This is a genomic window from Nitratireductor rhodophyticola, from assembly GCF_019891355.1.
GTDB classification, from domain to species: domain Bacteria; phylum Pseudomonadota; class Alphaproteobacteria; order Rhizobiales; family Rhizobiaceae; genus Nitratireductor; species Nitratireductor rhodophyticola.
Window position 1 is genome coordinate 990,818 of the sequence record NZ_JAHSSF010000002.1, and the last position, 12,820, is coordinate 1,003,637.

Annotated in this window: 10 protein-coding genes; 5 read left to right on the forward strand and 5 right to left on the reverse strand. The window is 61.6% G+C overall.

Going from position 1 to position 12,820, the window contains the following annotated elements; all coding sequences use genetic code 11:
- Positions 1-35: 35 nt before the first annotated feature.
- Together scpA and KUG85_RS10305 are read right to left on the reverse strand one after the other, a co-directional pair.
- Positions 36-2,162 carry a methylmalonyl-CoA mutase gene (scpA, locus tag KUG85_RS10300; protein WP_223005106.1) on the reverse strand — a complete coding sequence of 709 codons (2,127 nt, stop codon included), beginning with the start codon at positions 2,160-2,162 and terminating at the stop codon, positions 36-38.
- Positions 2,159-3,604, reverse strand: a complete 1,446-nt coding sequence (locus KUG85_RS10305; RefSeq protein WP_223005268.1) for a methylmalonyl-CoA mutase family protein — start codon at positions 3,602-3,604, stop codon at positions 2,159-2,161. Before KUG85_RS10305 ends, scpA begins: the two co-directional genes overlap by 4 nt.
- Positions 3,605-3,862: 258 nt before the next feature.
- On the opposite strand from KUG85_RS10305, the gene KUG85_RS10310 reads away from it, so the two are divergent.
- Positions 3,863-5,425 carry a helicase HerA-like C-terminal domain-containing protein gene (locus KUG85_RS10310; protein WP_065818438.1) on the forward strand — a complete coding sequence of 521 codons (1,563 nt, stop codon included), beginning with the start codon at positions 3,863-3,865 and terminating at the stop codon, positions 5,423-5,425.
- Positions 5,426-5,463: 38 nt separating this feature from the next.
- Here the strand turns inward: KUG85_RS10310 and KUG85_RS10315 are convergent, their stop codons facing one another.
- Both KUG85_RS10315 and KUG85_RS10320 read right to left on the reverse strand, forming a co-directional pair.
- Positions 5,464-6,210 (reverse strand): L,D-transpeptidase, encoded by a 747-nt coding sequence (locus tag KUG85_RS10315; RefSeq protein ID WP_065818437.1) that lies wholly within the window; start codon positions 6,208-6,210, stop codon positions 5,464-5,466.
- 238 nt (positions 6,211-6,448) lie between these two features.
- Positions 6,449-7,105 (reverse strand): haloacid dehalogenase type II, encoded by a 657-nt coding sequence (locus KUG85_RS10320; RefSeq protein ID WP_065818436.1) that lies wholly within the window; start codon positions 7,103-7,105, stop codon positions 6,449-6,451.
- A gap of 195 nt (positions 7,106-7,300) precedes the next feature.
- Between KUG85_RS10320 and KUG85_RS10325 the strand changes: the two genes are divergently transcribed.
- The 4 genes from KUG85_RS10325 (at position 7,301) to KUG85_RS10340 (ending at position 10,583) form a co-directional block, all read left to right on the forward strand.
- Positions 7,301-8,179, forward strand: coding sequence for a branched-chain amino acid aminotransferase (locus KUG85_RS10325; RefSeq protein ID WP_065818435.1), 879 nt, complete (start codon positions 7,301-7,303; stop codon positions 8,177-8,179).
- 102 nt (positions 8,180-8,281) lie between these two features.
- Positions 8,282-8,881 (forward strand): superoxide dismutase, encoded by a 600-nt coding sequence (locus tag KUG85_RS10330; RefSeq protein WP_065818434.1) that lies wholly within the window; start codon positions 8,282-8,284, stop codon positions 8,879-8,881.
- Between the two features lie 298 nt (positions 8,882-9,179).
- Entirely contained in the window at positions 9,180-9,629 is a 450-nt protein-coding gene (locus tag KUG85_RS10335) for a c-type cytochrome (protein ID WP_223005107.1), read from the forward strand.
- Positions 9,630-9,650: 21 nt separating this feature from the next.
- The gene (locus tag KUG85_RS10340; protein WP_223005108.1) at positions 9,651-10,583 is read left to right on the forward strand and encodes a c-type cytochrome; all 933 of its coding nucleotides are present in this window, start codon (positions 9,651-9,653) and stop codon (positions 10,581-10,583) included.
- On the opposite strand, the gene KUG85_RS10345 is transcribed toward KUG85_RS10340, so the two are convergent.
- Positions 10,558-12,666 carry a S9 family peptidase gene (locus KUG85_RS10345; RefSeq protein ID WP_223005109.1) on the reverse strand — a complete coding sequence of 703 codons (2,109 nt, stop codon included), beginning with the start codon at positions 12,664-12,666 and terminating at the stop codon, positions 10,558-10,560. The genes KUG85_RS10340 and KUG85_RS10345 overlap by 26 nt on opposite strands.
- Between the last annotated feature and the right edge of the window lie 154 nt (positions 12,667-12,820).

The following is a 12,820-nucleotide window of genomic DNA, read 5'->3' on the forward strand; positions in this document are numbered from 1 at the left end:
TATAACATGGCGCCGTCCATTTCAAGATCAGGGTGTCAGCCTGCTTTCAGCAGGCGGTCGAGCAGTTTTTCGGCGGCTTCGGGAATGACCGTTCCGGGCGGGAAGATTTCGGCCGCACCTGCCTCGCGCACAGCTTCGAAATCGCCGGGCGGGATGACGCCGCCGGCGACCAGGAGAATGTCGCCATGGCCGCGCTTTTCCAGCGCTGTCTTGAGCTCGGGGATGAGGGTCAGGTGACCGGCGGCCAGCGAGGAGGCACCGACGATCTGGACGTCGTTGGCAATGGCCAGTTCGGCCACTTCCTCCGGTGTCTGGAACATGGCACCGACCGTGACCTCGAAACCGAGGTCGCCGAATGCGGTGGCAATGACCTTCTGGCCGCGATCGTGCCCGTCCTGACCGATCTTGGCGATCAGGATGCGCGGGGCGGATCCGGTCTTCTTGCGGAATTTTGCCACTTTCTGCTGGGCGCGTTCGAAGGAGGAGAGATCGCCCACCTCCTTGCGGTAGACGCCGGAAATGGTACGGATCTCCGCCACATGCCGGCCAAAGGCCTTTTCAAGGGCTGTGGAGATCTCGCCCACCGTGGCGTTCGCGCGTGCGGCGCGCACGGCGAATTCGAGCAGGTTTCCGTCTTCTGCGGCTGCGCGCGTGAGGGCTTCAAGCGCGCTTTCTGTCTCGGCCACGTCGCGGGTGCCCTTGAGCTGCTGCAGCTTGGCGAGCTGGCGGGCGCGCACTTCGGCATTGTCGACCTTGAGAACGTCGACCTTGGTGTCGCGCTCGGGCTGGAAGCGGTTGACGCCGACCACTGTCTGTTCGCCTGAATCGATGCGCGCCTGGGTGCGGGCTGCAGCTTCCTCTATGCGCATTTTCGGCACGCCCTTTTCGATGGCCGCAGCCATGCCGCCGAGGCTTTCCACCTCTTCGATGTGTTTGAGCGCACGATGGGCGAGGTCGTGGGTGAGGCGTTCGACGAAATGGGAGCCGCCCCATGGGTCGATCATGCGGGTCGTGCCGGATTCAAGCTGCAGGATAAGCTGCGTGTTGCGGGCAATGCGCGCGGAATGGTCGGTCGGAAGCGCCAGCGCCTCGTCGAACGCGTTGGTGTGGAGCGACTGGGTATGGCCCTGCGTGGCGGCCATGGCCTCGACCATGGTGCGCACGATGTTGTTGTAGGGATCCTGCGCCGTCAGCGACCAGCCGGAGGTCTGACAATGGGTGCGCAGGGAGAGCGAACGCTCCTTCTTCGGCGCAAAATTCTTCTGAAGAAGTGTCGCCCAGAGAAGACGCGCGGCGCGCATCTTGGCCACTTCCATGAAGAAGTTCATGCCGATGGCCCAGAAGAAGGACAGGCGCGGTGCGAAACGGTCGATGTCGAGCCCGGCGGCGATGCCGGCACGGGCATATTCGATGCCGTCGGCGATTGTGTAGGCAAGCTCCAGATCCGCCGTCGCCCCGGCTTCCTGCATGTGGTAGCCGGAGATGGATATGGAGTTGAATTTCGGCATGTTCTCCGCCGTATAGGAGAAAATGTCCGAAATGATCCGCATCGAGGGTTTGGGCGGGTAGATATAGGTGTTGCGGACCATGAACTCCTTCAGAATGTCGTTCTGAATGGTGCCCGAAAGATCCTTCTGCGCGACGCCCTGTTCTTCCGCCGCGACGATGTAGAGCGCCATGATGGGCAGAACGGCACCGTTCATGGTCATCGACACGCTCATTCTATCGAGCGGGATGCCGTCGAAAAGCTGGCGCATGTCGAGGATGGAATCGATCGCCACACCGGCCATGCCCACATCGCCGGCAACGCGGGGGTGGTCGCTGTCATAACCGCGGTGGGTGGCAAGGTCGAAGGCGACGGAGAGGCCTTTTTGCCCGGCGGCAAGGTTGCGCCGGTAGAAGGCGTTGGATTCCTCCGCCGTGGAGAAACCGGCATATTGGCGGATCGTCCATGGCTGGCGCGCATACATGGTGGGGTAGGGGCCGCGAATGAAGGGCGCGGCGCCCGGATAGGTGTCGAGAAAGCCCAGCCCCTTCAGATCGTCCTGCGAATAGAAGGATTTGATCTCGATGCCCTCGGGCGTGGCCGTGGGCGGGGTCTTCGCTGGAAGAGGCGACGTTTCCGGATCCGACCAGCCGATGCTGGCAAAATCCGGAATCATGCGATGCCTCCTCCGGTCTCATCCAGACGCTGCGCCAGGAGCGGCTGACAGCGCACGGCGGCCGTTTCTCCCGAGAAGTCGGGCGATTCGGCCTTCAACGTCCTGACAGGACGCTCTTCCGCGGCGGGATAGATCGTCGTGCCGACAATGGGCTTCTTGCCATCATTGATGCGCTGCTCGCGGCGCTCGCGCATCTCAAGCACGCGTTCCTGAATGTGGCCGTTCATCAGGCTGCGCAGCACGCCCCCCTCGCTCTCGATGCGGCGGAACTCGTCCCACGCCTTTTCGCAAAGGGCTGCGGTGAGCGTTTCCATGCCGCCGGCGCCGGCGGCGGGATCGATGATCAGGTCGAGATGGCTCTCGCCGGAGAGAATGAGCTGCGTGTTGCGGGCAAGCCGTCTTGCATCTTCGTCGGGCAGACCGTGGACGATGGTGTGCGGCAGGACGGACAGCGAATCGGCACCGCCGACAGCGGCGGCAAATGCGGCGATGGTGGTGCGCAGCGTGTTGGTTTCGGGATCCTTCGCCGTCATCATCCGATAGGAGGTTTCGGCGTGGATCGTGGCGAGCGAGGGTTCGATGGAGCAGGTCTCCTGAACCCGCGCCCACAGCCGGCGCAGAGCCCTGATCTTGGCGATCGACAGGAACTGATCCTGATCGACGCAGAGCGAGAAGCCGATATGCGGTGCGGCATAGACCAGCGGCTGACGGGCCTGCTCGAACATGCGCAGATGCGAGACGGCGGAAGCCAGCATGATGCCGAGCTCCTGTGCCTCGGAAGCGCCCGCATTGTGGAACACGCGGCCATCGCCCTCAAGCAGAATGCCGGGCAGGTCCATGGCGAAAAAGCCCGCAAAGGACTGCGGCATGGACGCTTCCAGCGCCTCGATCGACATGCGCAGCTTGCCGGTGCCGGCGAAGGTGGCGGCCGGCGAAATGCCGAAGGACAGCGTCATGGCGGCCGGGTTGATGCGGCGCTCGGTAAAGATCTGGGTCAGCCAGTCGACGATGGCGCGGCTGCTGGGATTGGCATCCATGCGCAGATGCAGCCCCTGAAGGTCGATGCCTTCGAGCGCTTTGGCGACCGCTTCGGGCGTGGCGGGAAGGCCATAGCCGAATGCGTTGGGGGCGCCTTCGAAAACGAGCGCGAGCCCGGTCGCCCCCTGGGCGATGTCTTCCTTTGCCTGACGGTTCGCGCGGACCGGATCGGGATCGTCCATGCGCTGGACGGTGGCCCAGCCCGACTTGTCGCGCCCGCGGGCAAGCGGCTTGGCATCCTGCATGCGCTCATAGAGCGCGCGCATGGAGATGTTGTCGTCCGTCTGCCAGGAAAGTGCCTCGGGACCGGCCTCTCCCTTGAGAGATTCGATCACCAGATCGCGCCAGCGCTCCTGGTCGATCTGAGGAAACTTCACCTTTTTCAGGATCGCGCGATCCATCATGCCTCCCGATTCGCCGTTGGCCCGGAAACCCATGCCGCAAAGCGGGCAATGGATCCCGAGGGCAACCACCCGTTCATTGAGGGACAAGTTTAGGACGCCACAGGAGACGCCGCAATGCACAATAGGCCGAATAGCCGGCTAGCGTTGCAGGAAAGCCGCGCTTTACTTCACGCACAACGGCGTTGAGACTTTATGCGAGGCTGACTATACGGAAGAGCACCAAGTTTCAGCGGGACCGGCAAGCGAGGCGGAATTTAGATGGCGGAAGACAGTATCTTTCTGGGGGCCAGCCGGCATCCCGACGACAGCTACCAACAGGCCGAGCGCCTTCTGTTGAAATACGCCAACCGGCACGGCCTCGTCACCGGGGCGACCGGCACCGGCAAGACGGTGACGCTGCAGATCCTGGCGGAAGGGTTTTCCAATGCCGGTGTGCCGGTCTTCTGCGCCGATGTGAAGGGCGACCTTTCGGGTATCGCCATGATGGGCGAGGAGAAGGACTTTCTTTCCAAACGCGCCGATACGATCAAGCTCGATCCGTATGCCTTCCAGGAATTTCCGGTCATATTCTGGGACCTCTTCGGCGAGAAGGGACATCCGATCCGCACCACGATTTCGGAGATGGGGCCGCTGCTTCTGTCGCGGCTGATGAACCTTTCGGATGCGCAGGAAGGCGTTCTGAACATCGCTTTCCGCATCGCCGACGAGGAAGGTCTCCTTCTTCTGGACATGAAGGACCTGCAGGCGCTTCTCGTCCACGTGGCCGACCGCGCCGACGAGATCGGCGCGCGCTACGGCAATGTGTCGAAACAGTCGGTGGGCGCGATCCAGCGGACGCTCCTTGTGCTTGAACAGCAGGGAGCGAACTTCTTCTTTGGCGAGCCCGCGCTCAAGATTAGCGACATCATGCGCACCACGCCGGATGGGCGGGGCGCCATCAATGTGCTCGCCGCCGACAAGCTGATGATGAATCCGCGCCTTTACGCGACGTTCCTGCTCTGGCTGTTGTCGGAACTCTTCGAGGAACTGCCGGAAGTGGGCGATCCGGACCGGCCACGGCTGGTCTTCTTCTTCGATGAAGCGCATCTGCTTTTCGACGAAGCGCCAAAAATTCTGGTCGACCGTGTCGAGCAGGTTGTCCGCCTCATTCGCTCAAAGGGTGTCGGCGTCTATTTCGTCACCCAGAATCCGCTTGATGTACCCGAAACCGTGCTGAGTCAGCTCGGCAACCGCATACAGCATGCGCTGCGCGCCTATACGCCGCGCGAGCAGAAGGCGGTGAAGACGGCAGCAGACACGTTCAGGCCCAATCCGGACTTCGACTGTTTCGAGGCGATCACCAAGCTCGGGGTCGGCGAGGCGCTGGTCTCGACGCTGGAAGCAAAGGGCGTTCCCTCCATGGTTCAGCGGACGCTGATCCGCCCGCCCGCATCCAGACTGGGGCCCATCACGGACGCTGAACGCGACAGGTTACTGAAGGCAAGCCCTGTCTTCGGTCAGTATGACGAGAGCGTCGACCGGGAGTCGGCCTTCGAAATCCTGCAGAAGAAGGCGGCCGACAAGGCAAAGGCCGAGGCAGAAGCACAAAAGGCCGAGGAGGCGGGCGAGGTCGAGGAGCGTTCGCGCTGGTCGCTGCCGGACTTCGGCAATGGCGGCACGAGCACGAAGACGCGGCGCAAGACCACCACCACGCGCCGTCGCACATCCAACCGCCAGTCGGTGACGGAAGCGGCGATCAAATCCGTGGTGCGTTCCGTGGGCACGTCGCTTGGCCGTGCCCTGGTGCGGGGCATTCTCGGCAGTTTGAAAAAGGGGCGCTGAGAGCGCCCCTTCGAGTTCCATCATGAAGGACTGTCGGCTTAAACGCTGCGCAGGCCGGAGGTGACGAGAATCGGCGAACCGTCCGGGACGCGGTTGTAGAGATCGATGACGTCCTGGTTGATCATACGCACGCAACCTGACGAAACCGATTTGCCGATGGTCCACCATTCAGGCGAGCCGTGGACGCGGTAGAGCGTGTCCTTGCCGTCTTCGAAGATGTAGAGCGCGCGGGCGCCGAGCGGATTCGAAACGCCAGGCTGCATGCCGCCAAGCCACTGGTCATTGGCCTTGTCGTATTCTGCGCGATACTTCTCGAGGTCGGGACGGCGGTCGATCATCTCCGCAGGCGGGAACCAGCGCGGCCACTGCTGCTTGTACTTGATCTCGGCGCGACCGGCCCATTCGAACCCGGCGCGGCCAAGGCCAACGCCGTAGCGCATGGCACGGCCACGTTCGCGCACGAGATAAAGAAAATGATTGGCGGTATCGACGACGATGGTGCCGGGACGCTCGCCCGTCGGATCAGCGACTTCCTGACGATAATAGCGCGGGTTGATCTTTTCGATCGGCACGGCGGGAATGTCGTATCCTGCATCGGTGACGGCTCCATACATGGAGCTGTATTGCACCGGACCGGGCTCCGGCTCGGGCCGCTCGACGATTCTGGGCGTGTCACCTGAACTGCTGACACATGCGGACAGGCCAAGCGACGCGGCGCCAGCGGCGCTCATGGACAGGAAGCGGCGCCGATTAAGGGATCGTGCGGCAATGGGAGAATTGGACATGGTTTCTTCGTAGACTCGCGTTTCGTCAGGACCGGTGAGAACGAACGTTCCATGTGAACGCTCACTCACCCTGGGACAACCCCACTTTCCCTCCCTGGGATCCGAAGAGTTATCGGAGTGTGCTTGATAGACCGAGTGACTTCGACTTGAAGGTGAAAAATGCCTCACGCACACAAGTTATCGATCAGGTGTGTTATAGATGCATCATAACACAGGAGAGCATGACGAAGAGAAGCCGCTACGACACCAGCCCGTCAAGAGAGGGAAGGATGAGATCGGGCGGGAAATCTTCGTATTCATCGGGCTGGCCGGTCCGATTGAGCCAGACCGTGCGGAAGCCGAACTGGTGCGCGCCGGCGATATCCCAGCGATTTGACGACTGAAACGAAACGGTCTCCGGATAGAGACGCCAGGTGTTTGTCACCATTTCGTAGACGCTCTGATCCGTCTTGAAGCGGCGGACCGTCTCCACCGAGAAAACTTCGTCCAGAACGGAATCGAGGGCCGATGAACGGATCGCCGATTCAAGCATTGCCGGGGAACCGTTCGACAGAATTGCGAGGCGCGCACCGCCGGCCTTCAATGCTTTGAGAACCGCCGGCACTTCCTCGTAGCAGTCGAGTTGCCAATAGGCATCGAGAAGATCCTGCCGCAGGCGCGGATCGACGGACGGTATTTTGGCGAAGGCGTAATCAAGCGCCCGCTCCGTCATCGTCCAGAAATCCTGATACTGACCCATGAGTGTGAAAACCCACGAATATTCGAGCTGTTTCGCACGCCACAGTTCCGAAAACCGCTGTCCTTCCGGGCCTATTTCGCCTGCGTGGCGGCGCACGGCCGCATGTACGTCGAACAGCGTGCCATAAGCATCGAACACGAAAGCCGCGTGGCGCATGAAGACTCCTTCTGTGTGTTCTCTACTTGACCGCACCTGCCAACGCTGGTCAAGAAACGCCATCTGGCCCCATCGATAGCGATGCAGGAACGATTGACGAAACCCGATAAAGCCATTTCGATGAATGGCACGAAGCGTTGAAGAATTCGCATCTCTGCCGAGATGCGTGCGCAATCACAGGAAGGAAGACACAGCATGACCGTGGTGAGCGAAGTCCAATCGACGACCTGGACCTATGTTGACGGCGATTGGCACGAGGGGAACGTACCGCTCATCGGTCCGCGTAGTCATGCCATGTGGCTCGGTTCCACCGTGTTCGATGGTGCTCGCTGGTTCGAGAACGTGGCACCCGACCTCGATCTTCATGCCAACCGTGTCAATGCGTCGGCAGCCAATCTCGGCCTCTCGCCGAAAGTCTCGGCCGATGAGATCGTCGGGTTGACGAAGGACGGCCTGAAAAAGTTCGACGGCAGGACGGCGGTTTACATCCGGCCCATGTATTGGGGTGAGCATGGGGGGTATATGGGCGTTCCTGCTGATCCGGAATCGAGCCGGTTTTGCCTTTGTCTGTATGAGGCACCGATGCTGGAACCGACCGGGTTCTCCGTGACCGTCTCGCCCTTCCGCCGGCCGACCTTCGAAACCGCGCCGACAAATGCGAAAGCCGGGTGCCTTTATCCCAACAATGGCCGCGCGATCATGGAAGCGCGCAGCCGCGGCTATGACAATGCGCTGGTGCTCGACATGCTCGGCAATGTCGCCGAAACCGGCAGCTCAAACATCTTCATGGTGAAGGACGGCGTGGTCTTCACGCCTGCGCCGAACGGCACCTTCCTTTCAGGCATCACGCGCAGCCGCGTGATCTCGCTGCTGCGCGAGGCCGGTGTCGAGGTGGTCGAGAAAACGCTTTCGGTGAAGGATTTCCTTGAGGCGGATGAGGTCTTCTCCTCCGGCAATCATTCCAAGGTCGTGCCAGTGAGCAGGGTCGAAGATCAGAATTATCAGGCCGGGCCTGTGGCCAAAAAGGCGCGTGACCTCTATTGGGAATGGGCCCATTCCGGGCTGCCCGCCTGACGCGCCGGGAACAATCGGGAGCGATGGGTATTGTCTCACTGGAGACGCACCCCCATCTGCGTCCTGCAGAATTCAACCACCTGTACGAGGGAGTTTACCACCATGGCTTTTGAACTGCCGGATCTGCCTTATGATTACGAGGCACTGCAGCCCTTCATGTCGAAGGAAACGCTGGAGTACCACCACGACAAGCACCACAAGGCCTATGTCGACAATGGCAACAAGCTTGCGGCTGAAGCAGGCATGGACGGCCTGTCCCTCGAAGAGGTCGTCAAGCAGTCCCACGGCAAGAATGCCGGCCTGTTCAACAATGCGGCCCAGCATTACAACCACGTTCATTTCTGGAAGTGGATGAAGAAGGGCGGCGGCGGCACCAGCCTGCCGGGCGCGCTCGCCAAGGCGATCGACAGCGATCTCGGCGGCTACGACAAGTTCCGCGCCGACTTCATCAATGCGGGCGCGACGCAGTTCGGCTCGGGCTGGGCCTGGCTCGCCGTCAAGAACGGCAAGCTGGAGATCATGAAGACCCCGAACGGTGAGAACCCGCTCATTCATGATGCCAAGCCGATCCTGGGCGTGGATGTGTGGGAGCACTCCTATTACATCGACTACCGCAATGCGCGCCCGAAATATCTCGAGGCTTTCGTCGACAGCCTGATCAACTGGGATTACGTGCTGGAGCTTTACGAGCAGGCTTCGTAATTGCGTTAGAGCATCGGACCGAAAAATGGAATCCGGTTTTCGGATTGTTCCGATGCTCCATTTATGGTTTCGATCGTCCTTTGTGCGTCCGGATGGACGCACGGCGATCTAGGCGATTTCACAATCAGTACAGTTTCGAGCTGTACCGAAAGGCTCGGCCAGCGCCGGGCCTTTTTGATTCGCCGGACCTTCCCGGTTCGTATGCGCCTTCACGAAACCGTGAGTGGGCATTCTGGAATAAATGCGGGTCAGGCGCGTTGGTCGGGGTATTGTTCGAACAAATCACCGGAGGGTTCTCATGAAGAAATTTGCGCTTGCCGTTTCCGCACTCTGCTTATCCGTTTCTGCTGTCGCCGCGGCGGACGATCCGATTGCCGTGCGCAAGGCGATCATGCAGGCGAATGCCGCTTCTGCAGGGCTTGCAGGCGCGATGATGAAGGGGGAACTGGAATACAACCCCGCCATCGCCAAGGCGGCCATCCTGACACTGAGCGCGAGTGCGAAATCCTTCGGTGATTTCTTCCCCGAAGGCTCGGACGGTGGCGACACCACGGCCGCACCTGCCATCTGGGGGGATGCGGAAGGTTTTCAGGCCACGCTCGACAAATACATCGCCGACACTGCGGCTGCCGTTGAAGCCTCTGGCAAAGACGGTCCTGCCGACCTTGCTGCCTTCCAGGCTGCGATCGGGCCTGTCTTCGGAAACTGCAAGAGCTGCCACGAGAATTTCCGCGTGCAGAACAACTGACCCGGGACATTTAGTGCTGTCATGAAGAAGACATTGCTGACCACCGCTCTCGTGGCCATCGCGGGCGGTGGAGTAGCGTTCTGGATGCTGAGCGCCCCGACCTCGCTGGAGGCCGGGGCGCTTGGCGCGCTTGAAGCGCCGGACGCGGCGCGTGGCGAACAGGTTTTCTGGGCCGGCGGCTGTGCCTCTTGCCATGCCCGCCCTGGGGCCGACGGCGATGCGCGGCTGGAACTTGCGGGCGGGGTTGAACTGAAGTCCGATTTCGGAACCTTCGTCGCACCCAACATCTCGCCGCATCCTGAGGACGGCATTGGCGGGTGGAGCGACATGGATTTCGCCAATGCGATGCTGCACGGCGTTTCTCCTGAGGGCGCGCACTACTATCCTGCATTCCCCTATCCTTCCTATGCAAGGATGACGGGGCAGGATGTGAGCGACCTCTTTGCCTTCCTGAAGACGCTGCCGGAAGTGGAGGGCGATGTGGGAGCGCATAAACTTTCCTTCCCTTTCACAATGCGCCGGGGTATCGGGCTCTGGAAGCTCGCCTTCATGCATGACGCGCCGGTGCTCGTGCTTGGTTCCGACGCCTCGGAGGCGGAAAAGCGCGGACAATATCTGGTGGAGGGGGCAGGCCATTGCGGCGAATGCCACACGCCGCGGAATTTCGCCGGCGGGCAGCTTTACGACCAGTGGCTTGCCGGAGCCGTGTCAGCGGAAGGTGAGGGGATCGTGCCCAATGTCACCTCGGGCGATGGCGGGATCGATTCCTGGTCGGCTGGCGACATCGCCTATTATCTGGAGAGTGGGTTCACGCCGGAGTTCGATTCGGTTGGCGGGGCCATGGTCTCCGTCCAGAAGAACATGGCCCGGCTTTCCAGGGAAGATCGCGAGGCGATTGCTGCCTATCTGAAAGCGGTGCCTGCGAGGCCTAACGGCTATCCATCGTCCCGGTAACTTTTAGCACGAAGGCATAGGTGAGCGCCTTTTCCTCGAGCCGCGAAAAGCGGCCCGAGGCTCCGGCGTGTCCAGCATCGAGATTGGTCTTCAGCAGGACCGGGTGGTCGCCGCCCTTGCGGTCACGCAGCCTCGCAACCCATTTCGCCGGTTCCCAGTAGGTGACGCGTGGGTCGGTGAGACCGGCAAGCGCCAGAATGGGCGGATAGTCCTTCGCGCCCACATTGTCGTAGGGCGAATAGGCCGCGATGGTGTGGTAATCCTCGCGCGCGGCAATTGGATTGCCCCATTCGGGCCATTCAGGCGGGGTGAGAGGCAGCGTGTCGTCGAGCATGGTGTTGAGCACATCGACGAAGGGCACGGCGGCGACAATGCCACCGAACGCCTCCGGCGCCATGTTGGCAACCGCGCCCATGAGCATACCGCCGGCCGAGCCGCCCTCGGCGACGATGCGGTCGTGGCTGGTGTAACCCTCGGCCACCAGATGGCGGGCGGCGGCGATGAAATCGGTAAACGTGTTGACCTTCTTCTCACGCTTCCCGTCTTCGTACCAGGCGTACCCCTTTTCCTTGCCGCCGCGGATATGGGCGATGGCGTAGACGAAGCCGCGATCGACCAGCGACAGGCAGTTGGTGCTGAAGGAGGCGGGCATGGCCATGCCGTAGGCCCCGTAGCCGTAGAGCAGGCAGGGGGCGGAGCCGTCGAGCGCGATGCCCTTGCGATAGACCAGCGATACGGGCACCAGTTCGCCATCGGGAGCCGGAGCCATCAGACGACGTGTGACATAGTCATCCGGATTGTGACCGGACGGCACTTCCTGCGTTTTCAGGAGCATGCGGGTGCGGGTGCGCATGTCATAGTCGAAAACCTGCTCCGGCGTGGTCATTGAGGAATAGGAGAAGCGGAGCGTGTCGGTGGCATATTCGTAGGACCCCTGAAGGCCCAGCGAATAGGCCTCTTCGTCGAAGGCAATGGTATGCTCCGACCCATCGTGGCGGTCGCGGATGACGATGCGCGGCAGACTGTCCTGGCGTTCCAGACGGACGAGGTAACCGGCGAAGGCCATGATTGCGAGGATCAGGCGGCCGGGTTCATGGGGCACGAGATCCTGCCAGTTTTCGCGCGAGGGATCGCTGGCCGGCGCGGTGACGATCTTGAAATCCTTGGCGCCGTCCGCATTGGTGAGGATGAAGAAGACGTCGCCGCCTTCTTCAAGATCATACTGAAGACCGGTCTCGCGTGGCGCGACCAGGCGCGGCGCGGCTTCGGGATCATTGGCCGGCAGGATGTGACATTCCGACGTTTCGTGATCATGGGCGGAAATGTAGATCCATTCCTGCGTGCGGCTGCCGGAGACGCCGACGAAGAAGCCCGGATCGGCCTCCTCATAGACCAGGCGATCCTCGTCGGGGTTCGCGCCGACACGATGAAAGAACACTTTCGAGGGGCGATGGTTTTCATCAAGGCGGGTGTAGAAAAACCCGTCACTTGCCGCATCCCACACACCGCCGCCACCGGTCTCGGCGACCGTGTCGGCAAGGTCTTTGCCGGTGGCGAGGTCGCGCACGCTGATCGTGTAGAGTTCAGAACCCTTGTCGTCATGGCCCCACAGGAGACGCCTGTGATCGGGCGAATGATCGACGCCGCCGACGCGGAAATAGCTTTTGCCTTCGGCTTCCCGGTCGCCGTCGAGCAGGGTCTCCTCAGTGCCGCCGGCGCTCGGCAGGCGGAAGAAGCGGGGATATTCGCCGCCGGTGCGGAAGCCTGCGGCATAGGCATAGGGGCCGTCTCTGGCCGGTACCGAGGTTTCGTCTTCCTTGATGCGGCCGCGCATCTCGGCAACGAGTGTTTTCTGCAAGGCTTCCGTATCGGCCATGAGCGCTGCCTGATAGGCATTCTCGGCTTCGAGATGGGCGCGGATGTCGTCGGCGAGAAGGCTCGGGTCACGCAGGACCTCCTGCCAGTTCTCGGCGCGCATCCAGGCATATTCATCCGTGCGCTCGATGCCGTGACGCGTGTCATTTACGGGATGCGCGCGGGGCGAGGGGGCTTTTGCGTCCGTGGCGAACGGTCTGGAAGTCATGGGGTTACCTTGTGGATATCTGCAGGGGGCGCGTGCAATGCGCCGCAGGGATTGCTCCATACATGTCCCGACCGAATGGGGCATGGCAATGGCCTGGAGTGTTTTTCGTGCGGCTTCGGGAACCGGGACATATCCGGTGAACGGGTTTTGCATC

Bases quoted from the DNA above. Each gene is read 5' to 3' on its own strand.
- scpA (WP_223005106.1), bottom strand. From the start codon at position 2,162: ATGATTCCGGATTTTGCCAGCATCGGCTGGTCGGATCCGGAAACGTCG.
- KUG85_RS10305 (WP_223005268.1), bottom strand. From the start codon at position 3,604: ATGATGGATCGCGCGATCCTGAAAAAGGTGAAGTTTCCTCAGATCGAC.
- KUG85_RS10310 (WP_065818438.1), top strand. From the start codon at position 3,863: ATGGCGGAAGACAGTATCTTTCTGGGGGCCAGCCGGCATCCCGACGAC.
- KUG85_RS10315 (WP_065818437.1), bottom strand. From the start codon at position 6,210: ATGTCCAATTCTCCCATTGCCGCACGATCCCTTAATCGGCGCCGCTTC.
- KUG85_RS10320 (WP_065818436.1), bottom strand. From the start codon at position 7,105: ATGCGCCACGCGGCTTTCGTGTTCGATGCTTATGGCACGCTGTTCGAC.
- KUG85_RS10325 (WP_065818435.1), top strand. From the start codon at position 7,301: ATGACCGTGGTGAGCGAAGTCCAATCGACGACCTGGACCTATGTTGAC.
- KUG85_RS10330 (WP_065818434.1), top strand. From the start codon at position 8,282: ATGGCTTTTGAACTGCCGGATCTGCCTTATGATTACGAGGCACTGCAG.
- KUG85_RS10335 (WP_223005107.1), top strand. From the start codon at position 9,180: ATGAAGAAATTTGCGCTTGCCGTTTCCGCACTCTGCTTATCCGTTTCT.
- KUG85_RS10340 (WP_223005108.1), top strand. From the start codon at position 9,651: ATGAAGAAGACATTGCTGACCACCGCTCTCGTGGCCATCGCGGGCGGT.
- KUG85_RS10345 (WP_223005109.1), bottom strand. From the start codon at position 12,666: ATGACTTCCAGACCGTTCGCCACGGACGCAAAAGCCCCCTCGCCCCGC.